Genomic DNA, 21,786 nt, shown 5'->3' with positions numbered 1-21,786 from the left:
TTCTCAAAAAGGTGAGGTATGACTGACAGGTTATATAACCACTGAAACCAAGAGGGCCCAAGCCCAACAACGTACCTCATCTTTCTGAGAACCGCTATATATCAATTCTAGACTTATCTTTTCCAGTAAGCTTTGATTAAGTTTAGGTAACTATTTCGCCCTGTAAGTTAACCTCTATATTTAACCTAAGTTGTGCTTATCAGAAGATTTGAACAATTTATCCCCTCCTAGAGCCAAATAAGGTTTGTCCTAGCCGTACCATAGTAGCACCTGCTTGAATTGCCAAATGATAATCTCCCGACATCCCCATGGAGAGCTGCTGCATTTGAATGTTTGGCAAATTTTGCTGCTGGATTTTGTCAGCAAGTTCGCGGGTGCTGTTAAACAATTCTAGGATTTGCGAGTCATCTAATCCCACCGGAGGTATTGTCATCAAACCTTGAATTTTGATATGCTGACATTTATTGAGTTCACAGAGGTCGGCAAGAAGTTCGGGGACGCTCCACCCGTATTTGTCGGGATCTGGCAATATTTTCACTTGCAGGCAGACTTGCGGGGAGCAGGACATTTCGCCAGCTATGCGCGAAAGCCTCTGAGCCAGTTTTAAGTTGTCGATAGAGTGAATCCACTGGAAATGCTCTAGGGCCTTTGCTGCTTTGTTGGCTTGCAAGTGGCCGATCAAGTGCCAGTTGATATCCGGCAAATCTTGCAGTTGGCTTTGTTTTTCGGCAGTCTCTTGAACCTTGCTCTCGCCAAAATCTCGGATGCCCGCGTCGTAGGCTTGGCGGATAGCATCAGTCGGTACCTGTTTGGTAACGGCAATTAACCGCACTGATTCTGGCAAGTGTTGGCGAATGCTGTTAATTCGAGAGGCAATGGTCATGGGTACTCAACGCTCTTGACAGTAGGGCAGGACAATTAAGACAGATATCAATTACCAAGTTACCAATTACCAATTACCGATTACCGATTACCGATTACCAATTACCGATTGCCAATTACCGATTTTGGCTATTGAAAGGTGCGCTGGTGAATGACCTGCAATTGGTCGTACTCCTGATATTGACCGCTGCGACGGAGGGTTCGCAGGCGAATTTCGACCATGAGGCGAGCGTCGGAGCGACTGATAGGATCGAATCTGAGGCCGCCAGGGCCGTTGGTTACTAAGAAAAATAGGCGCTGGGCGTATAGGGTGGTAAATAATTCTTGGCTGTCTTCAACCTGGGATACCCTGAAGAGGAGGCCAAAGTTTGGATGATTCAGGTAGGTTTCGGTAGTCATTCACTCTCACAATCGATCGATATTAGATTAAAGATTTAGATTTTAGATTTGAGTTTCGCTCGATCGCGGGGTGCAAAGGGCGATCGCGGTAGCCATGCTATAGTCTCCATCGTGACTGAGGCTCAACTGCCACTGACAATTTCCCCAAACAGAGGCTTGTGCTGCGGCGGTTCCGTGCAGTTGCACGTTAGGAGCACCGTTTTCGGAGCGCTGAATTTCGACATCAGCATACCGTATTCCCCGCCATCCCGTGCCTAGAGCTTTGACAACAGCTTCCTTTGCTGCCCATCGCCCCGCTAGTTGGTTGCAGGAAACTCGGTTCATTTTACCTTTAATGCTGCTGTCTTGAGAATTTAGTTGTCCGCAGTCTCTTTGTTCGGCCGGGGTGTAAACTTTTTCCAGGAAGCGATCGCCAAACCGGTCTAATACAGCTTGAATGCGCGGAACATATACTATATCTGTCCCAAGATAGATGTTCAAGGTCTTGGATCTCTAAATATTTGCATCCATTACTTTAGCAGCACTGTGGAATCATTGATTCCCAATTCCCAATTCCCAATTCCCAATTCCCAATTCCCAATTCCCAATTCCCAATTCCCAATTCTCAACTGTCCCAACCCCAAGCCAAGCGGGCACTCCAGAGGGCGAGCAAGCAGCCGAGGGCGATCCAGTCTCGGATTTTGAAGTGCAACTGATGCCATTCTACGCGGTGTCGATCGGGACTGGTGAAGCCGCGAACTTTCATCGCGCTAGCTATTTGTTCGGCTCGCAACAGCAAGTTTTCTAACAGCCTCTCGGCGATCGTCAACCAAACTTGAGAGGCACGGCGAAATCCGAGTTTTTTCCAGTTTATCGCTCTAGTGCTGACCGATCGCACTAAATTTTGTATTTCTTCCAATACTAGGGGAATGAAGCGCAAAGATAACGTTAATGTTAGGGCAATTTCGGTGACAGGCCAGCGCAAGAGGCGCAACGGCTGCATTAAGTTTTCGATTGCTGCGGTAATTTCTTCGCTGGCTGTGGTGAGCAGATAGAGGTTGGTGCTATAAATTACTGTGAAGAATAGGGTGCTGACGTTGATAGCTAAATCTAAGGATTTGCGGGTGATTTTAACGGGGCCTTGTTTGAATAAAACGTAACTGTAGTTTGTGGGTTGGGGGAGTTTATTTTGGGTTTGAACTTGAGGATTTTGGGTTGGAGAGTTTGAGCCTAAGTTAAAAGGTTTGTACCAGGGTTTGGGATTCTGAGCGGGTGGAAGGGTTGCGGGTTGTTGGGAAAAGGTTAATTCGTCGGCGGGGATGCGGGGCTGATGTTCTGAGGGAAGTGCGTCGGGGGCGATCGCGCTGAGGCAAAATACTAAAAGGCAGAATAGCAGCAGCAGTCCCATTTGCTGTTTCCAGACACGGAAGGGAATGGCTGCGCTTAGTGTCAGTACGATTAACATTACTACTAGCATCAACCGCCAAACTGGATTGGCGAGTATGGGCGCAATTAGAAATGTCATCAACCAGGCTAGTTTGACGCGGGAGTCTAGCCGGTGCAGCCAGGTTACGGGTTGTTCTAGATACAGTCCAATAGGAAGCGATCGAAGTAAATCCATGTTGTAGATTTTAGATTTTTAATAATATCAATAGACTTATTGCATTTATTCCAAAATTATCTGGAAATTATCTGCGTTTGTCTGTGTATATCTGCCTTATATCTGCGGTTTCTGTATCAAGAAAGGACTTATACAAGAGGTCTAATTTATTGAACCGCGAAGACGCTAAGGACGCGAAGGAAGAGAAAGAAGGAAGACAAAAGAAAAAAACGCAATTTGCTTATATCATTAAACTGCGTTTTTTCTTTAATCTAGAGTCTAGAATTACTTTACGCGCAGTGCTCTGTTGGTTGTGCTAACTTCGCTGGCGCGAACTTTTTTGCCTCTCCACAGCAGCCGCATTGGTGTACCTGTAAAGCCGAGGTGTTTGCGGAATTGGCTTTCCATGTAGCGGCGGTAGTTTTCGGTGAAGCGTTTGGGATCGTTGACGAATAGGGCGATTGTCGGTGGTTGCGATCGCACTTGGGTACCGTAATAGATTTTGCCTTGTTTTCCTTGGCGGGTAACTGGTGCTGAGTGCCAGGTTGTGGCTTCTTCTATGACTTCGTTGATGACGGCGGTAGCAACGCGGCGCTTGTGTTCGTCGGAGGCTTTGTCTACTAATTCAATCACTTTTTCAACTCGCTGTCCGCTCATGGCGCTGACAAAGATCATTTCTGCCCAGTCGAGGAAATACAGTTTAGTTCTTGCTGTTTTTTCGTACTCGTAGATGGTGTCGTTGTCCTTTTCTATGGCATCCCATTTGTTGATGACGATGATGCAGGCTCGACCTTCTTGGCTGATGCGATCGGCTAATTTTTGATCTTGGTCGGTAACACCGTCAATTGCATCTATTACTAGCAGTATGACATCTGCCCGGCGGATGGCTTTGAAAGCGCGGTTGATTCCGAAAAATTCGGCGCCGTATTCGACGTTTTTCTTTTTACGAATTCCGGCTGTGTCAATCAGGCGGTAGGTTTGACCGTTGCGTTCTACTATGGTGTCAATTGCGTCGCGGGTTGTGCCAGAAATTGGGCTGACGATGGCGCGGTTTTCTCCGAGAAATGCGTTTAGCAAACTCGATTTGCCGACGTTGGGACGACCGATAATTGCTACTTTGATTTCATCTACTTCTGGCTCTACTTCTGTGGGAAGGTAAGTCATTAATTGGTCTAGCAATTCACCGGTACCGTTACCGTGAATCCCGGAAATGGGGTAAGGTTCTCCCAGTCCCAATGTCCAAAAGTCTGCTGCTTGGGTGAGTCCGGTATTTTCCGATTCGCACTTGTTGACGGCGAGAATGACGGGGACTTTTTGCACTCGCAGCCAAGAGGCGATGGATTCGTCGCCGCCGGTGAGTCCGGTTTTTCCGTCTACTACAAAAATGGCCGCACTTGCTTCTGCGAGGGCCGCCATTGCTTGTTCGCGGATTAATGGCAGAAATTCGGTCTCGTCATCGAATACTAGCCCGCCGGTGTCTACGACTTGATATTCGCGATCGCCCCAGTATGCTGGTCTGTACGTGCGATCGCGCGTAATTCCCGGTTCGTCGTGGACGATCGCGTCTTGGCTGTTGGCTAAACGGTTGACGATCGTCGATTTGCCTACATTGGGGCGTCCAATAATAGCAACTATAGGTAGAGGCATAAAAGTAGCAGCAATTTAGGCTGCGCCGTAATTTTGAGCTTTAATCTTTAAGTATAAGGGAATGTGACTGAAATGGAAAGACTTATTTCTGTGTTGGGGTTAGGGGTTTTTGTCGGTTTGTGCTACGCCTTTTCAGTCGATCGACGGGCTGTTAAGTGGCCGCCCGTACTGTGGGGAATTGCTTTGCAGCTAATTTTTGCAATTTTGATTCTCAAAACTGCTCCGGGTTTGGCGGCATTTAAATTTTTGGGAGATTTAGTCACTCAATTTCTGAATTTTTCTGATGCTGGGGCAAAGTTTGTATTTGGTGATAAATTTACCGACCACTATATCGCTTTTAAAGTGCTGCCCACTATTATCTTTTTCTCTTCGTTTATCACCCTACTTTATCACTACGGGATTTTGCAGCGGGTGGTGCAGGCAGTTGCTTGGTGCATGATTAAAACCATGAAAACTTCCGGTGCAGAAACTCTTTCCTGTGCTGCCAATATTTTTGTCGGACAAACAGAAGCGCCACTATTAATTAAACCCTATGTAGCGACGATGACTCTCTCGGAACTGCACGCTGTGATGACGGGGGGTTTTGCGACAATTGCCGGTGGAGTTATGGCGGCTTATATTTCTTTTGGCGTGTCTCCTCAACATTTAATTGCTGCCTCAGTGATGTCAGCACCTGCTGCTTTGGCAATTTCTAAATTGCTGTACCCAGAAACTGAAAAGTCCCTGACTGCTGGCGAGGTAGAAATTAAGGTGGAACAGGTTTATGCTAATGCCGTGGATGCGGCGGCTTCTGGTGCTAGCGACGGTTTGAAGTTAGCCGCAAATGTGGCGGCAATGCTGATAGCTTTTTTGGGTTTGTTAGCATTTTTTAATGCACTTTTGGGTTGGTTTGGCGGGCTGATTAGTTTGCCTCAGTTGTCGCTGGAATGGATTTTTTCTTATTTGATGGCTCCCGTGGCTTGGCTGATGGGCGTGCCTTGGGCGGATTGTGGAAAAATAGGAGTAATTTTGGGGAAGAAGACGATTTTAAATGAGTTTATTGCTTATTTGGATTTGATGGAATTGGTGAAGCAACAGGCGATTTCGGAACGATCGGTAATTATTGCGACTTATGCTTTGTGCGGCTTTTCTAATATTGGTTCCATCGGGATTCAAATTGGGGGGATTGGTGGGATGGCGCCATCCCGCAAAGGCGATTTGGCTCGGTTGGGCGTGAGGGCGATGATTGCTGGTTCTGTGGCTTGTTTCATGACTGCTTGTATTGCGGGAATGCTCGTTTAAAAGTTTTGAGTTTTGTAAGGTGCGCCACAAGCACCCAACTCTCTACTCTCAAGGTTATTAAATAAAAGTTAAAATTTGACAATTAAAGTATGGTAAATGTTTAATAAAATATAACGAAAAACATCTAACTTTAGCGATCGGCTATTATGGAAAACAAGCAGGAATTTAGTCTGTAACAACAGTATATAGAAACTGGCAACTAAATTCTCTTCTAAGCGAAATTAATAGGTGATGTAATATGGCTGTTCTGCAACTAGAAAACGGTAGGACATATACCGATATCGAGGCGATCGCCAGCCAACTGGCTGTTTTAAATATTGAGCTCTATCGCCTGCCAAATCAGGAAAATCCTGCGGTTAAAAAAATTCTACTGCAAGACATTCTCAATGTCACAGAAAAACAGCACATTCTCGCAGCATTTAAAACCGAGTTTGAATACTTCAAGCGCGCTAGCGGATGTCAGTGGTGCGACTTAAAAGTGCTGCATCCGGGTTCGCCACAGATTTACCCGCTGATGACTCAAAGCGATCGCACTCACACTCACGCAGATGCCGAAGTTCTGCACGTTTTAGCTGGGGAATGTGTTTTTGGGTTTGTCTATCCTAACGGCTCTCAGGTACAATTAATGTTGCAAGCTGAAGAATATATTAAAGTGCCTCCTAATACAGAACATTGGTTTTATCTTACTCCGTTGCTGTACTTGAAAGCTGTGCAGTATTACACCACTGCTCAAGGGTGGGTTCCTCAGTATACTAATAGGAAGTTGAAAATTACCAACTAGATCGAACCTTTGTATGTTGTTGCGCTTCAGCGCTTTTTCATAGATATAAGCAAAGAGCGCTGAAGCGCAACTACGTACCTTTGTTGTTGCGCTTCAGCGCTTTTTCATAGATATAAGCAAAGAGCGCTGAAGCGCAACTACGTACCTTTGTTGTTGCGCTTCAGCGCTCTTTCATAGAGAAATTTCAATTTCTTCACACCGCTGCAAAAGTGCTTCTATTTCCTGGGCGAGAAGAATTACTTCCGGCCACGAAGAACCGTTGATTAAGTCTTGGGCGTGTGCTAATTTGTTTCTCAATGCTTCTGCTGACTTTAAAAAACGCTCCCCGTAACGTTTGGATTTGAGCCCCAGCCGATCGACTATTTCGGCATTCGTCAGGATTAAATCTCGCTTGTCGCAGAATTGCAGGTAATCGATCAAGTCTATGGCCTCATTTCGCGATCGCCCCAATTCCCACATGTGTTTTGCTGCTACAATGCGATCGCCCTTCAGCAACTTCTGCCACGAATCTTGGGGAAAATAGATCCGCACAATCCGCAATAAATTCATTTCCAGCAGCGTCACCAATCCAAACAGCAGCATCCGTACCGGCGCTTTTTGCAAATCGCCGCAGGTGACAATCCCGTTGATGCGGTTGCTTTCCAAGACAAACAATCTCGGTTTTTCTCGCAACAGCGGTAACAATTCCATCAATGGAGTCGAGGCGGCGATTAACTGTGACGGATGGAAGATTTGCTGGTAGTCGCTACACTTACCTGTCATTAAGTGCGATCGTTCTATATAGCCGCAAACCGTACCGTTTTCCTCGATCCCGAGCACATCAAAATCGCGCGCCTCCATCCACGATCGCAATTTAGCAGCATCTTCGCCCGCCGGCACAGATTTTAGCGGTTCCGCCAGGTATTTAACGGTGATACTGTCTTTGAATAAATCCCGCAAATCAGCGGAACTTGATTTTAAATGTTTCATCTCATGCGGGGTAATTTCCTGAGTCGTGGCGCGACAAGAGGAATATTAATCATATTTTAACTGCAAATAGAGACGCGGGATTGCCGCGTCTCTAAATATTTTACAATCTTACTTGCTGGCTAATTCTGGACAATAATGATTGCCTGCAAGAGTTGTGATAATATCGGCATCGGCAAGAAAACTTTCTTTAGCCGTGGGATTTTCGATACTACCAGCTTGTCCGATCGCCCTTAATTTAACTTCCGGCAGAGAAAGTCCCGCTTTCGCTTGGACACAGATCCTTTTAGCGGCAGCAATTTTTTGACTGGGGCTACTTTGAATTCCTTGCAGTAAAGCGTTTGTGGCGTCTGGAGAATAGCTTTTTGCTAAGCGTTTGTAGTCTTCGATAAATTTCCCGTCGTCTCCTGTTAGCTTTATTCCCGATTCTTGGGGCGCGCACAACTGGTTTAAGTTAATTACTTCTCCCGCTGAGTTTACCAGAAAACAGCCTTCGCGTTCTTGGGCGATCGCACTTTTGACCGCGACAAATTGTACAATAACGGCGGATATCACAGCAGTTAAACGCCAGTAATTTAGCATGGCATTATCCTTTGATAGTTGACAGTTGACAGTTTGTAGGGGCGGTGCCAAGAGTGCCCGCCCTCTTAGTTGACAGTGACCTCTACCAGGAAGTCCGAGGATTGGACTAATTAATCGTCTTCTTTTAATTTGTCCTGGAGTTCCGGCTTTATATCGTTTCCGGTTGTATCGGAATTATTTAACCGCAGAGATCGCAGAGAGCACAGAGAGATAAGATAGAGATGAATGCAGGATGATCAAATCGGATTTGATATTAATCCAATTTTTCCTATTAAGATGCCCGTCCCAGAATAGATTTAGGTATGGATTCAAACGAGCCTTTCGTTATTTGTAGAAGATTTGATTAACAGCAAACATCCCCCTTCTGTAACTGGTGAATGAATGGAACCGGGAACCGATCGAATATAATCGCCTTGATAGCAAACTTCCCCTTCTACAGTTAAGTCTCCTTCTAATACAAATACTTCCTCCGAATCCGCGTGTCGGTGCAGGGGAAAAGTTACTCCCGGTTCCAGCCTCATCAAACAAGTAATTTCGCGCTTTTTTTTGTCAAGATAAAGCTTGCCGATCGAGATTCCCGGAACTGAGTAAGGTCTCCATTTGACATTCTGCGATCGCACAATTAAAGATGGCGGATTGTTCTCGGCTGGTGGCGTAACCATTGGCAATTCCGCTAGGCGCTGGAACAAACGGTTTTTGAGATCGGGCGCGACAGGAACGGCAGGGGCTGTATAGGCGATCGCAGAAATTGCTGTTTCAAAGGCCGCTAATTCACTTTGAAGTTCTGGGGATGCTTGCAATTTCTCGGCAAGTGCGCTGCGTTCTGACTCATCCATGGTATCGAGAGCTTGAAGCGCTGCAAGCATATTAAACTCCTCGTCTGGCATCATTTCCATCTGTTCTCCGGCATTATCAATTTTAGATTTTAGATTTTAGATTTTAGATTTGTTTTTGCCATTGCACTAAAGATGGAAGATTGGAGATGCCATAGGTTTAGATTGATATTAAACAATTTAAATTTTGTTTTTTTTGACAATCTAAAACTCTTCGCTCAAAGTTTGGCGCAACTTAGAAATTCCCAACCGAATTCTAGTTTTAACAGTACCTGTCGGGATACCGAGTTTAGAGGCGATTGCCACACAAGTCAATCCTTCGTAATAGGCTAGTTCGATCGCAATTCGCTGTTCTGCTGGCAGTTTTTCTAGGGCTGCTTTGACTTGGGCGCTGCGTTCTTCGATCATTGCATCTTCCATCGGTTCTGCAATACGCGAAGACGGAATTTTAGCATCTTCCAGACAAGCGTCTGCCGCGCGGACTGTTCGCTGCAACACTCGGAGGCGATCGAGGGAACGACTGCGGGTAAGCATAAACAACCAAGTATCCGCACGAGAGCGACTAGGATCGTAAGTTGCTGCTTTTTGCCAAATTTGGGAAAAAACATCGAGCACAACTTCTTCAGCTTCTTCTACCGAACCCAGAATTTTGTAAGCGAGACCGAAACTTGCACGACCGTAGCGATCGTACAGTTTAGCTAATGCTACTTGGTCTTTCTGGGCAATCTGCACTAACAGCAGCGATTCATCGCTTGACTTTTCCCCTGTCATCTCAGTGTACCTGAAAAATTTTGTTTTGAGTGCACAGATCCAAAATTAAATATTCGGCGTATATCACTATAGAACATAATTGTAAGTCAATTGGGGATGCAATCATAAGTATGCATTTGCGGGTTAATTCTGTGATGCTTTGAATTGTAATCTATCCGATTTATATTGCAGTTTATCACTTCTGCATAGTTTTTCATACCTAATCTTGCAGCAGAGATCCAAAATAGCCAAAACTTCGTATACCAATTACGAGAAGGCTCAGCAACCTCCCAAAAGCCCGACAGGTTAACAAGTTGAACCTGTGGCGACCAAAGTAAAACCCGCGAAGGTGGGTTATTTGCCATTAATTTTTGTAAAAATCTCAGTAAAAGATAGGTGCTAACTGTGAAACTCACCAAGAAAATTCGCCGAATCATATTAGCGATTGAAGCAGCTTTAATTGTTGTATTAACTCCCGGGATAATTGCCGCTTCCGACCATGACGACGGCGAAGTCGATATCAAAGGTCGCGCTGTCAATTTAACTGACTTATACGTCTATCGCGAAAAAGACCAAAATTCTAGTGCTGCGGACGGAGATTTAGTATTTACTATGAATACAAATCCTCGGTCTGTAGCCCGCTATCAATATTATTTCAGCACCACAGCCCTTTACCAATTTCACATCACGCAGGTAGGTGATGTAAATTCTACACCGACCGGACGCGCCGATATTATCTTGCGGTTTGCCTTCAGTCCGCCTAACAATCAAGGTATGCAAGCGGTAGCGATCACTGTTGTGCGCGGAGGCTCCCAGACCACTACTAAGACAACGGTTAATGGCGGTTTAATTGCCACAACTCCGCTGAATTCTAATGCTGTTTTGAATAAAGTACCTGTGGGCGGTTCTAACTTAACTGTATTTGCAGGTTTGCGGGAAGATCCGTTTTTCTTTGATGTGGAACAATTTTTTAGAGTCCGGGCTGGGGCTTTGGGAACGGGGCCGAAAGTCGGTTTCAAGGAACCGGGTAAAGCGCTGGATTTTGCTAAGGGTTACAACGTTAATACCATTACAGTGCGCGTTCCGAAGGCATTTCTGCAAGCAGGAACAGGCGCGAATACTTTTGATGTTTGGTCAACTGTTTCTGTGAGGGATGGAGTTGGTGGTTTCAAACAATTCGAGCGTTTGGCGAGACCTGCAATTAATGAGGGTTTGGTACTTACTCCCCAGTTGATGGAGGCATTTAATACTATTTCTCCGAGATTGGATTTGAGTGCTGCTGCTGCTCCGGTGCGCCAGGAAGCTGTTGCTACTCTGAATGCTGTGGATCTTTTGGACGGTAAGGATAATGTTGATGCAAATGCGATCGCCAAAGCTTTCTTACCGGATGTCCTGCGGATCGATACCACAAGGCCAAGCGGCTACGGTAGCGCGGCAAATTCTCAAGGAAGTTTGATCGGAGGTCGTTTGCTTTTGGACGATGTTGTTGATATCACTTTGGGAGCTTTGGTGGGTTCTCCGGTTGGCGATAACGTTTCTTATAACGGAACTCCTGGAAATCCGGCTCAGGGACACAAACCGTTAGAACCGAATTTTCCTTATTTGGCTTTGCCGAATTAGTTAATAGTCATAGGTATGTAGTTGCGCTTCAGCGCTCTTTCCTAATATTTATCAAGAGCGCTGAAGCGCAACTACGTACCTTGGCTCAAGCGCGAGCCGATATTTGGACGCAAGTCGCACAATTCGTCAGGTGCGTCATCAAATAAAATCGTAGTTTTTCGTGCTAAATCGAACAATGACGCACCCTACAATATGACAGCGAATAAATCACAAAAACCTAAATCTGAGCTTTTCTGGTGGTTGCTTCTCATCGGACTGCCGATAGTGGGCATTGTCGCAGTTAATTTGCTACCTAATCTGCGTGACATCTCAGAAAAAATTGCTAATAAAAGTACGGCAAATCTCGATGCTAATTACCGCTATCAGTTTTCGGAAACTTTGAGGAACAATCCGAATCAAAAGGAAGCTATTCAGCAGGAAATTGCTTTTTACCAGCAGCGATTGGCTGTTGATTCAAAAAGCGGTTTGAATCGGGCTGCTTTGGCGAGTGCTTATTTGAAAATGGCTCGCGTAACTGGGGAGGGTGGTTGGTTTTTATTGGCCGAACAAGCGGCCGAAAGATCGATCGCCCTTTTGCCTTTTGACAACAAAGGCGCGCTGCTAGTTTTAGCTCGAATTGCTGAGGCTAGACACGATTTTGCTACTGCTTTGCGCTTGGCGAAACAGGTGGGTTTTGACAATGAAGATGCGATCGCCCTTTCCATCACATCTCACTTAGCTACGGGAAAAATCAGTGATGCAAGTATAGCCGCGGAAGCCTTAGTTAATCGTATTCCTAACTTAGGCTCTCTCACATTAAGAGCATTAGTGAGAGAGGCGCAGGGGCGAGATGCGGAGGTTTTGCAGGATTACCGGCAAGCAATGGCTGCGGAGGAACCGGGAGAGATTGCTGGATCGGCGCGAGTTCGATCGCTCTTGGGTCGATTTTACGCCCGTCGCGGGCAGTTTGTGCAGGCGAAAGCGCTATTTTTGGAAGCGTTGCGGTTGGTTCCGCGATACCCGCTAGCGCTGATTTATTTGGGGGATTTGGAGACGCGCCAGGGAAATTATCGGGAAGCAGAGGCTAATTACAGCAAGGTTTCTGCCTATTCTGGCGGGGCTGCGACGGTGTTCGATCGCCTGGTGGATCGCGGTATGGCGAGGGTGAAGGAGTTGCAGGGAGATGCGAGATCCTCGGCGAAATTGCGCGACAAAGCAGAAGCTGGGCTGCGACAGGAACAGGTTTCTGGCGGTTTCGGGCACCGGCGCGATTTGGCGAGTTTGTTGCTGGAAAAAGGGCGATCGCAGGATGTCGCTGAAGCGCTGCTGTTAATGCAGGATGAGGTGAAAATTCGCAAGGATGCTGTAACGCTGGATATCTACGCCTGGGCGCTTTCTAGTGCTGGGGAATGGCAAAAAGCCGATCGGGTGATGGCCGACATTGTGCGATCGGGAATTCGGGATGCAGGGATATTTTATCGGGCTGGTGCGATCGCTAAGACTTTAGGAAAAGATGCGGAATCTCGCGCTTATTTTCAACAGGCAAAGGAAATCGATCCGAGTTTTGATAGTCGATCTCGTCAAGCATTGGGTTTGGGAAGTTATGAATTTTGAAATTAGCCACAAACACATAAAATCGGAACTAACCATGCACAAAAACTGGCAAAGAACGCGAAAATATTTAATTCTTTTTTCGCTCACAATCTTACTATTTTGTACAAACTCAACCCAACCAGTTTACTCGCACTGGTCAGACTTATCAGTAGCCGAAATCATCGTAAACGATTTACAAACCGAAATAACATTAACCTTTCCCACAGGCTTAACAAAATTCGCCGACGACAATGGAGACGGACAGTTACAACTGGCAGAAGTTAGAAATCATCAAACAGAACTAGAAAAGTTTTTGGGTCAAAAAATTAGCATCACCAACAGTAGCAAAATTCCCGGATCGGTTACAGTCAAACCCCTAGAAATAGCAGCTAAAACTGCCAGCTTAATCCAGCAGCCCAATACCCATAGCACCTTAATCTTAAACTACACCTGGCCAGAATCTAACGTAACTTCAAAAAACAACAAATTGCGGATTAAATACAATTTGTTTTTGCCCGGAGTTCCGACAGCTAGCTGTCAAGCTACAATTGTCGAAGCTGGTGCTGTCAAAAGCATTGTATTTACGCCACAAAACCGAGAATTTTTGTTAGCTGGAAAAGAATCAATCTGGGAGTCAGGTTGGAGTTTGGTGCTAGCAGTAGTCGGAGCATTTACTTGGGGATGCGTGCACGCGATGTCCCCCGGACATGGGAAAACAATAGTCGGCGCTTATTTAGTCGGTTCGCGGGCTACTCCAGTACACGCTGTATTTTTAGCAGCAACAACCACAATTACTCACACTGCTGGCGTGTTTTCTGTCGGCGCAATTACATTATTTGCTTCTAACTTAATCGAGCCAGAAAAACTCGATCCTTGGCTCAGTTTAATCTCAGGCTTATTAGTAGCAATCATCGGCATCAAATTACTTTCAGAAAGAATCAAAACCAGGTTCGTAGTGAGGACTTTAGTCCGCACCAAGATCGACTTAAATCACCTCATCGAAAAAACCAGGTTCGTAGTGAGGACTTTAGTCCACAAAAACCCAAGGACTAAAGTCCTTACTACGAACCTTGAGGAACCAGTAAATCTTTTGAGTAGGGGAACTTGGGAAAGAGAATTTAAACCTGTCAAACCACCTATATCTCAGCACTACCACCATCATGGAGACGGCCGTCTTCATTCACATTTGCCACCCGGATCGGACGGTTCTCCGATTACTTGGAAAAGCTTGTTAGTGTTGGGCATTTCCGGGGGATTGTTGCCTTGTCCTTCCGCATTGGTGATGCTGTTGAGCGCGTCGGCTTTGGGAAATGTTGGTTTGGGGATGACGCTGGTGGTGGCCTTTAGTTTGGGATTGGCTTTGGTGCTGAGTGCGATCGGCTTAGTCTTAGTTTACGCCAAACAACATTTTAATAAACTACCCAAACAGATTGCAGCAGTCAAATTTATGCCCGCAATTAGCGCGGTGTTGGTAATGTTTTTGGGCTTGGGCATTACCGGAGAGGCTATTCTGAAAATATTGGCTGCGAATCAATGGGTAATTGGCAATGGATAATACAATTTAAGATGCTATGGTGCGTCAGTTTTGATGATTTTGTGAATCGAAAATCTCTGTACTGAGGCATCTAATAAAGTAATATAGCCTTTCTCAAAAAATGAGGTATGATTGACAGCTTATATAACCACTAAACTATCAACTAAGAGGGCTGAAGCCCAACAACGTACCTCATCTTTCTGAGAACCGCTGTACCAGTTTTTCAAAGTAATGCTACAAAATAAGTGTTTTTGTCTGATCATGTTTGTTTGGTGCGTCGCTATGAGATTGTCGATATTTTTTTATGGATTTTTCTCAAGCGACGCACCCTACGGCTGTTTTACCAGGAATTGCTGGTAACGAGTAGATGTATTCAATTGGCGGGAAATCCCCACCTATTCAACATTAGCTCGCGGTATGTTTATTAATAATTTCGGCTAAATCTGGGATGCCGTTTTCGACGTAAGTCTTAGCGGAGGGGCGGAGTTTGCCATAGGCGCCTTTGACAACTGCTCTGGTGCTGTTTTCGGCTTTTTTGTCACTGATTTGGAGCAATTGATCTGCTACTTGAGCTTTTCTTTCAGTCAGATATGCGACTGGGTTGCCATTGTTTACGGCTTCAGCCCACATTGGATCGAGTGCGATCGAGATTTCGGGCAAAAGTTGATCGACGACTTGGGCGCAATAGTCAGCCCGTATCCCCTTAACGGTAGAGTAGGCAGCTTTCAGAGCAAGGCCGCCCAATCCCGGTGCTGCTGCAACTTGTTTGTCTATCAACTTTACACAGTCATCAACAATAGTGTCTCTCTTGTTTTCATTCAAAAGAATATCGCTAAGTCCCATTTTCACTTTCCTTGATTTAACAGTCTATGTGGTTATCAGCTTTGAGCTTCATCTGGCGATTATATATCAATACGCTTCAGATCTGATAGTCCCGGAAGCAAAACTCTGTACAAAACAGATAGTGCAATTGCTTTCTGGTTGTGCGATCGCAAAAAAAATTAACCCAAGCGCGATCGATCGTAGATCTATTTTGATGCTTTACTCGGGATTACAGATTTTTTTGGGTTTGAAGCTTTTTACTGCACAAATTGATGTTGAGATTTGTTGAGTATTTTATGGCAATTAATATCGGAGTTGCTACTCATTATTCATTTAGGGTTTGTAGCAAGCACTTCCGTTATTGTTAACCGGTCTTAATGAGGACTGAAGTTCTTACTACAAAGCGATCAGTTGTGAAGAGTCAATCGATTTTAGATTTTAGATTTTAGATTTTAGATTTACCCCACGGATAAATTCGGGGGAAGAGAGGATTTTCGATTTTCGATTTGGGATTGATTCCACGGATAAATCACGTGGCGGGTACCACCTGTGAAAATCTTGGTCAAATAGAAAAGATAACAGCTTGAAAAAAAACATTAGACAGGCTCTGCCTTGCGATAAATCCCACTTGCACGTATTATCTGGCACGGATCGTTAGGATTCGACGTTTGACTTGAAGCTCGCAGGTACTGTAACCAGGGGCAGTTTCTGGATTTGTGTCGGACGATCGCTCGATCGCCATACGAAATTTACCGGTAATTTCGCGGAAGTGCCGACTCCGGCAAAGATTTGAACTAATAAGGTTAAGCTCGCTGCTAAAAACAGTTTTTCAAACATGGCATTGTCTCCAATACATATGCCCTAAGGCATAACTTCTTTTACACCTACAACATACAAAACATCGTCTACGGCAGGTGCGATCGTACCAACATACTTAAGTGATAGATATCACGATCGAGGAGAGGGGAGAAGGGGAGAGAGGGGGAGAAGGGGAGAGAGGGAGAGAGGGAGAGGGGGTGAGAGGGAATATTTCCTGGGACTTCTTCTTTCTTCCTTTTTGCTTCTTTCCTCTGACTTCTACCGTTAAATCCTTTAAATCCGTTACATCCGGTACAAAATTCTTTGCCGAACTTCCTTCCAAATCGGGAATTGTCCTTGAGAAAGAAGCCGTTGAGTGTCTCACAAAGGTAGAATTAGCGCGTAGAAGTTATTTGACACAGCGGAGGTACCGACAAGATGCTTGCATACATTCTGGCGTTGGCGGTCGGTCTGGGCAGCTTTAGTATTTACATGGCGGCCTTCTTTTTTCCAGAGGTTCACCGGAAAAGTGATTTTACCTGGAGCGGGGTAGGACTTTTTTATGCGTTAATTTTATGGACTTGTGCGGGGCGAATTACGGGTGCTCTCCTGCTTGGTCAAATGGCGGGTGTGGCTCTGCTAGGCTGGTTTGCGTGGGAAACTCTGACTTTGCGCCGGCAGGTGACGCCGATCGCTCAGCAAACGCCGATTCCTCAGGCGGCGAATTTGGCCGGGGCGATGGGCGGGCCTTTATCCGGTTTGTTTGGTAAGAAACCTGAACCCGCAGCCAAAAAACCGAAGTTTGTTCGATCGCCCAAACCGAAAGCTGATGCTGTTCCAGCACCTGCGAATCAGGGCCAGGCTAAGGTAGAAGCACAACCGGCGACTGGGCCAATCGCTGAGATTATTCCCGAAAGTGCGATCGGCCCTGACTTAAAAACTCCCGACAAGAGCGCACCCGCAATTACACAAATACCCGTGTTTTCGGTTGAAAACGCTCTTCCTGAGACTTCACCAGCCCCAGCAGAATTAGCCAGCAACTTCACTCCTTTGCCCCCACCTCTAGAATTTTCAGAAATTGCGGCCGCACCAACGGTAGAGCCAGCAGAGGCTCAGCCAGAAGCCAAAAAGCAGACTGAAGATGATGACGATTTTGACGATTTTGACCAGATGTGGAGGTCGATGGCTAAAGAGTCCCAGTCTGATGCTAGTTCGGCAGCCCCAACGGCGACAGCAACCGCAGCCCCAAAGGCCAACCCAACTCCTGCCAAAACAGCTAAAAAATCAGGCGGTTTCGGAAGTCTGTTTGGCAATCTCAAAAATAGTCTCGGCGGTATGTTGGGACGGGGTGCAGCTAAAAACAAGCCTGATGCAAATACTCCGGTGACAACGCCGAAAGTAGCAGAGGAGTCGATCGCACCTGAATCTCCTGAATCTAAGGTAACGACAATTCCTGCATCGGATATCGACCAGATTCTCGAATCAGAATTAGCCGAGGCTGCCGCCGAAGTGGCAGCCGAAACCAGCAACACTGCTGCGGAAACCAGCCAAGCAGTGCCGTTTCCCACCGATGTTGAAGCAATGGCCGAGTTGATAGCAACAGAAACCGCGGCGAATTCTGCCAAAATAGGGGAAAGTTCGATTTTAGACGACGGATCGCCGGCACAAAGCCAAACAGATCCGTTGGCTCAAGAAACACCTGCGGATGCGGTTGGTGAACCCAAAGCAGCAGCAGGCGTAACGGAAGCAGAAACCCTTGCTGTATCTCTAGAAATGACTGTGGTGGAAATCGTTTCAGCACCGCCTGTAGAGATAGAAGTACCGGGAGAAGCAGGGTTGAGCGTTCAGGTAGAAACGGTTTCAGTATCAACAATCTCGATCGAATCCACAGAAGAAAAACCCTCTTCTGACGGATCACAACCCGATTTAGCCGCACCTGCCAAAAGGGCCACTGAATCCAATTCTGAGAATGTATCCGGCGAAGATCGGCCGTCATCTTGAGGCAAAAAGCAAAAGGTAGAAACCAGAATTTTTTTAATTCTGTCTTCTACCTTCTTCCGTCTTCCTTTTAGGACTTAGGTGCGGGTGGCGACAAATGTGGTTTTCCCTCAAAACCAATTCGTTGTCACCCCTAGAGCCAATAAAAAAACCATTTATTTGGTCAAATTTTGTAATCCCATAAATCATGATTTTTACATTCTTCTTTCTGCCTTCTTTCTTCTACATTCTTCCTTCTTCCTTCTTCCTTCTTTATTATATATTCTTCTTCCCTCTTCCCTCTTCCTTCTTCCCTCTTCCCTCTTCCTTCTTTCTTCTTCCTTCTTCCCTCTGCCTTCTTTCTTCTTCCTTCTTCCTTCTTCCTTCTTCCTTCTTCCTTCTTTAATATTATGAAAGCAATTATGGTCGTGGGAACAACATCTCACGCAGGAAAATCTTTACTGGTTGCAGCATTGTGTCGAATCTTTTCTCGGCGAGGCTGGCGGGTAACTCCGTTTAAAGGTCAAAATATGGCACTGAATTCCTATGTCACAGCCGCCGGCGGAGAGATTGGCTACGCTCAAGCAGTGCAAGCTTGGGCTGCGGGCATCGCACCTTGGGTAGAAATGAATCCGATTTTGCTCAAGCCGCAAGGAGATATGACTTCTCAATTGATTGTCAAGGGCCGGGCGATCGCAAATGTGCGAGCATCTCAATATTATGAACAGTATTTTGATATCGGCTGGCAAGCTATTCGGGAATCTTTAGAATTTCTCAAGCAAGAATTTGACATGATTGTGTGCGAAGGAGCAGGAAGTCCAGCAGAAATCAATCTCAAACACCGCGATTTAACTAATATGCGGGTAGCAAAACATCTGAATGCTCGGACTTTGCTAGTAGTTGATATCGATCGCGGTGGCGCATTTGCTCACATCATCGGTACTTTGGAATTGCTCGATCCTGACGAGCGCGCTTTAATTAAAGGATTCATTATTAATAAGTTCCGAGGCCAAAAATCGATCTTAGATCCGGGCTTGACTTGGCTGGAAGAAAGGACTGGAATCCCCGTAGTTGGGGTAATTCCTTGGATAGACGAAGTGTTTCCCTCGGAAGATTCCCTCGATTTACTCGATCGGCGTTCTCCCAATTCTCAAACCGACTTGAATATTTCCGTCATCCGCCTGCCCCGAATTTCCAATTTTACCGACTTTGACCCCCTGGAGTCGGAAACTACCGTCACAGTCAAATATGTCAGCCCCAAAGACCCGTTAGGCCATCCAGACGCCGTGATTTTACCAGGCTCTAAAACTACAATTTCAGATTTGCAGGTGCTGCGCCAAACAGGCATGGCAGAAGCGATTAAAAATTACTTAGTAGCTGGCGGTACAGTCATGGGAGTTTGTGGTGGCTTTCAGATGCTGGGAGAAAGTATCAGCGATAGAGAAGGCCTTGAGGGAGAAAAGGGAGAGTTCAAAGGATTGGGGTTATTGCCTTTGAAAACTGCGATCGCACCAAACAAAATTGCCCGCCAGCGGATCGTAACATCTAACTATCCTCAACCGGGTTTACCCGTTTCCGGTTACGAAATTCATCAAGGCAGAACCCAAATGATCGAGTCAGATTTGACTCAACCGTTATTTGACGATCCTAGTTTAGGCATTGTCAACGCTTCTCAATCAGTTTGGGGCACCTACCTGCACGGCATCTTTGACAACGGAGCTTGGCGGCGGGCTTGGTTAAATTACTTGCGCCAACAGCGGGGACTCCGCGCATTGCCCACAGGTATTCCGAATTACCGAGAACATCGAGAAACTCTGTTAGAAACTCTAGCAGATACAGTGGAAAAGCATTTAGATATCAAGCATATTTTAGGTTAGTTGACAGTTGACAATTGACAGTTGACAGTTGACAGTTGTTTGTTAGAGCGGAGGTTATAATTTGAATGACATTTTTTTTAACCAGAAAGTCGTAGGGTGCGTATCCATAAAAAAGCTTGATAATTCCCATCAAAAGTCGTAGGGTGCGTCGCCATGAAAAAACCTAACTAAGTACCAAAAATCTCACAGCGACGCACCTGTGCTTGATAATTAGTATCAATAAACCTCAAACTTTTTCGGAGCGAAACTTGGTAAAAATGGTATTATATCAAAAGGAAAAATTGCATGACAAAGATTGTTTTTTTGCCAGATAATGTGACAGTGGAAGCTGAAGCGGGAGAGCTTTTGCTAGATGTAGCCAAACGTGCAGGGGTTTCTATTCCTACTGGTTGTATGATGGGTTCTTGTCACGCTTGCGAAGTAGAAATTGATGACGGGGAGGCGATTTGTGCTTGTATTTCCGGCATACCTTCGGGGAAAAAGCAAGTTACAATTAATCTGTATGTCGATCCGACTTGGTAATCGATATATTTTTTAATTGCATCTTTTTATGAGCGATCGACAATTTAAGCCCTGTCCCATCTGTTCCATCCCATCGCCATATTGGGATCGATATCCCCGTCTAGTATGTTCGACTTGCTGTAGCAAAGCCTGTGACAGTCAAGGGCGCAAGGTACAATTTTTTAACGACTTCAATGGCGGTTTTGAGGCGATTGTAGCGGATACTAAAGAAGAGTATCCCAGCCACCTTTGCTATATTGAAGGGGTCAAGTGTTGGGCCGAGGAAGGGAAATTTGGCGGTATTGCGATCGAGGTTTGTGACTAATACACTTTATTTCTTTTGCCATTCTTGCTGTTTTTTTCGAGCAGATTGCAGCCATTTTTGAGATTCTGGATAAACAGTTGTCCCAGGTTTGACAGATTCTAATTGATTGATAATCTGTTGCAATTGTCCGAGGGAGTTACTGGGATTTTGACTGGGAGAATTTACATTATTTTGCAAGTTGGCAAACAAGCTTTTAGCTTCTTGCAAAGCTTTTTCAGAATCTCTTTCTGCTTGGAGTCTAATCTGGGAAATTCCTAAATTTTTCTGGTATTGGGCGAGTTTGGTTTGAGCGTCGAGATAGCCCGGATTATCCACAGGAACCATTTTCAGTCGGTTAATTCCTTCTTCCCACAATCCTGCTATTTGTTCCCACTGGGCGGCTGGATGCGGCGGTTTTTGCGAGGCGACGGCGGCGGAAAGAGCAAATTCTTTGGCTGCTTCAATTAAGTTGTCGGCGTGTACCGAACCTGTGGCGATTCCTCCCATTGCTTGAAAATCTCTTTCTGCTGCTTGGAGTTTTTTCTTAGCAGTTTCTCCGGCGAGGGTTTCGGCGGGAATTTGATTGAGTCGATCGATCGCACTTTGCCAATTTCCAGTCGCTTTTTGCCTGTCGGCGGCAGTTTTCGCTTGCTGGTACTGCTGTTTCGCGGCGTCGAGAGTTTGTTCGACTTGATTTAACTCAGTAAAAGCATTTTTTTGCTGAAAAATTTGAGCATCCATCCGCCCGATATTTTTGCGGGCTGCTTGAAATTCATCGACTGAAAAGCGCCAAGTGCAGCCGGAAAAAGAGCAATAAGTTTTTGGATAGTAGCCGAGGAACCACACCGGCAAAGCATCGAGGTGTTTTTGAGCTTGTTTTACTTTCGTGTCGCCATATTCAAAATCTGCCGCAGCCGTAGCTTTGTTAACCAGTTGATCGGATTGTTCCACGAGGGCGATCGCCTGTCGGTAATTGTAATCCATAGCTGGTAAAAGTATAGTCATCTATTACATGACATGGGAGGCTTCAAGTCCCTCCCCTTTCGCTTTCACTTCGAGCGGATTAACCCGCCTCGGCTGA

General features: G+C 45.7%; 22 protein-coding genes. 9 read left to right on the top strand and 13 right to left on the bottom strand.

The window, feature by feature from the left end:
- Positions 1-217 precede the first annotated feature (217 nt).
- From JGK07_RS25660 to der, 5 genes are all read right to left on the bottom strand, one after another.
- Complete coding sequence (locus tag JGK07_RS25660) at positions 218-883, bottom strand: YggS family pyridoxal phosphate-dependent enzyme (RefSeq protein ID WP_293185591.1); 666 nt, start codon at positions 881-883, stop codon at positions 218-220.
- Between the two features lie 128 nt (positions 884-1,011).
- Complete coding sequence (pipX, locus tag JGK07_RS25655; RefSeq protein WP_293185590.1) at positions 1,012-1,281, bottom strand: transcriptional coactivator PipX; 270 nt, start codon at positions 1,279-1,281, stop codon at positions 1,012-1,014.
- A 42-nt stretch (positions 1,282-1,323) separates the two neighbouring features.
- The gene (gene acpS, locus JGK07_RS25650; RefSeq protein ID WP_293185589.1) at positions 1,324-1,761 is read right to left on the bottom strand and encodes a holo-ACP synthase; all 438 of its coding nucleotides are present in this window, start codon (positions 1,759-1,761) and stop codon (positions 1,324-1,326) included.
- Between the two features lie 124 nt (positions 1,762-1,885).
- A complete protein-coding gene (locus JGK07_RS25645; protein WP_293243073.1) occupies positions 1,886-2,881 on the bottom strand; it encodes an energy-coupling factor transporter transmembrane protein EcfT in 996 nt (331 codons plus the stop codon).
- Between the two features lie 264 nt (positions 2,882-3,145).
- On the bottom strand, positions 3,146-4,507 hold the full coding sequence (gene der / locus JGK07_RS25640) for a ribosome biogenesis GTPase Der (protein ID WP_293185585.1): 1,362 nt from the start codon (positions 4,505-4,507) through the stop codon (positions 3,146-3,148).
- A 72-nt stretch (positions 4,508-4,579) separates the two neighbouring features.
- On the opposite strand from der, the gene JGK07_RS25635 reads away from it, so the two are divergent.
- Positions 4,580-5,788, top strand: a complete 1,209-nt coding sequence (locus JGK07_RS25635) for a NupC/NupG family nucleoside CNT transporter (protein ID WP_293193218.1) — start codon at positions 4,580-4,582, stop codon at positions 5,786-5,788.
- A 238-nt stretch (positions 5,789-6,026) separates the two neighbouring features.
- Positions 6,027-6,569 (top strand): acireductone dioxygenase, encoded by a 543-nt coding sequence (locus JGK07_RS25630; RefSeq protein WP_293219702.1) that lies wholly within the window; start codon positions 6,027-6,029, stop codon positions 6,567-6,569.
- 171 nt (positions 6,570-6,740) lie between these two features.
- Here the strand turns inward: JGK07_RS25630 and JGK07_RS25625 are convergent, their stop codons facing one another.
- The 4 genes from JGK07_RS25625 to JGK07_RS25610 form a co-directional block, all read right to left on the bottom strand.
- Positions 6,741-7,538: a hypothetical protein gene (locus JGK07_RS25625; RefSeq protein WP_293213099.1), complete on the bottom strand. Its 798-nt coding sequence runs from the start codon at positions 7,536-7,538 to the stop codon at positions 6,741-6,743.
- Between the two features lie 108 nt (positions 7,539-7,646).
- Positions 7,647-8,117, bottom strand: coding sequence for a hypothetical protein (locus JGK07_RS25620; protein WP_293193216.1), 471 nt, complete (start codon positions 8,115-8,117; stop codon positions 7,647-7,649).
- 308 nt (positions 8,118-8,425) lie between these two features.
- A complete protein-coding gene (locus JGK07_RS25615) occupies positions 8,426-9,007 on the bottom strand; it encodes a cupin domain-containing protein (RefSeq protein ID WP_293185577.1) in 582 nt (193 codons plus the stop codon).
- A gap of 147 nt (positions 9,008-9,154) precedes the next feature.
- Positions 9,155-9,721 carry a sigma-70 family RNA polymerase sigma factor gene (locus JGK07_RS25610; RefSeq protein WP_293185575.1) on the bottom strand — a complete coding sequence of 189 codons (567 nt, stop codon included), beginning with the start codon at positions 9,719-9,721 and terminating at the stop codon, positions 9,155-9,157.
- A gap of 375 nt (positions 9,722-10,096) precedes the next feature.
- On the opposite strand from JGK07_RS25610, the gene JGK07_RS25605 reads away from it, so the two are divergent.
- The 3 genes from JGK07_RS25605 to JGK07_RS25595 all read left to right on the top strand — a co-directional run bounded on the left by JGK07_RS25605 (position 10,097) and on the right by JGK07_RS25595 (position 14,447).
- Entirely contained in the window at positions 10,097-11,320 is a 1,224-nt protein-coding gene (locus tag JGK07_RS25605; protein ID WP_293291105.1) for a DUF4331 domain-containing protein, read from the top strand.
- Positions 11,321-11,512: 192 nt separating this feature from the next.
- Complete coding sequence (locus tag JGK07_RS25600; RefSeq protein ID WP_293213097.1) at positions 11,513-12,913, top strand: hypothetical protein; 1,401 nt, start codon at positions 11,513-11,515, stop codon at positions 12,911-12,913.
- Positions 12,903-14,447 carry a sulfite exporter TauE/SafE family protein gene (locus JGK07_RS25595; protein ID WP_293291103.1) on the top strand — a complete coding sequence of 515 codons (1,545 nt, stop codon included), beginning with the start codon at positions 12,903-12,905 and terminating at the stop codon, positions 14,445-14,447. The genes JGK07_RS25600 and JGK07_RS25595 overlap by 11 nt, the downstream gene beginning before the upstream one ends.
- 384 nt (positions 14,448-14,831) lie before the next feature.
- On the opposite strand, the gene JGK07_RS25590 is transcribed toward JGK07_RS25595, so the two are convergent.
- Positions 14,832-15,269, bottom strand: coding sequence for a hypothetical protein (locus tag JGK07_RS25590; protein ID WP_293185569.1), 438 nt, complete (start codon positions 15,267-15,269; stop codon positions 14,832-14,834).
- A 633-nt stretch (positions 15,270-15,902) separates the two neighbouring features.
- Positions 15,903-16,085, bottom strand: coding sequence for a hypothetical protein (locus JGK07_RS25585; RefSeq protein WP_293193213.1), 183 nt, complete (start codon positions 16,083-16,085; stop codon positions 15,903-15,905).
- 399 nt (positions 16,086-16,484) lie between these two features.
- On the opposite strand from JGK07_RS25585, the gene JGK07_RS25580 reads away from it, so the two are divergent.
- Positions 16,485-18,047, top strand: a complete 1,563-nt coding sequence (locus tag JGK07_RS25580; protein ID WP_293225882.1) for a Ycf66 family protein — start codon at positions 16,485-16,487, stop codon at positions 18,045-18,047.
- Between the two features lie 191 nt (positions 18,048-18,238).
- Here the strand turns inward: JGK07_RS25580 and JGK07_RS25575 are convergent, their stop codons facing one another.
- Complete coding sequence (locus JGK07_RS25575; protein ID WP_293185564.1) at positions 18,239-18,469, bottom strand: hypothetical protein; 231 nt, start codon at positions 18,467-18,469, stop codon at positions 18,239-18,241.
- On the opposite strand from JGK07_RS25575, the gene cobQ reads away from it, so the two are divergent.
- The 3 genes from cobQ (at position 18,434) to JGK07_RS25560 (ending at position 20,726) form a co-directional block, all read left to right on the top strand.
- On the top strand, positions 18,434-19,900 hold the full coding sequence (gene cobQ, locus JGK07_RS25570; protein ID WP_293185562.1) for a cobyric acid synthase CobQ: 1,467 nt from the start codon (positions 18,434-18,436) through the stop codon (positions 19,898-19,900). The two genes, JGK07_RS25575 and cobQ, sit on opposite strands and share 36 nt — an antisense overlap.
- A gap of 285 nt (positions 19,901-20,185) precedes the next feature.
- Positions 20,186-20,422 carry a 2Fe-2S iron-sulfur cluster binding domain-containing protein gene (locus JGK07_RS25565; protein ID WP_293185560.1) on the top strand — a complete coding sequence of 79 codons (237 nt, stop codon included), beginning with the start codon at positions 20,186-20,188 and terminating at the stop codon, positions 20,420-20,422.
- Positions 20,423-20,450: 28 nt separating this feature from the next.
- The gene (locus tag JGK07_RS25560) at positions 20,451-20,726 is read left to right on the top strand and encodes a hypothetical protein (RefSeq protein ID WP_293185558.1); all 276 of its coding nucleotides are present in this window, start codon (positions 20,451-20,453) and stop codon (positions 20,724-20,726) included.
- A 6-nt stretch (positions 20,727-20,732) separates the two neighbouring features.
- On the opposite strand, the gene JGK07_RS25555 is transcribed toward JGK07_RS25560, so the two are convergent.
- Positions 20,733-21,710 carry a hypothetical protein gene (locus JGK07_RS25555; RefSeq protein WP_293185557.1) on the bottom strand — a complete coding sequence of 326 codons (978 nt, stop codon included), beginning with the start codon at positions 21,708-21,710 and terminating at the stop codon, positions 20,733-20,735.
- Between the last annotated feature and the right edge of the window lie 76 nt (positions 21,711-21,786).

This window comes from Microcoleus sp. PH2017_24_DOB_U_A, from assembly GCF_020738205.1.
GTDB lineage: Bacteria > Cyanobacteriota > Cyanobacteriia > Cyanobacteriales > Microcoleaceae > Microcoleus.
Note: the sequence above shows the minus strand (reverse complement) of the source record. Positions and strands in the feature narration are given on the sequence as shown.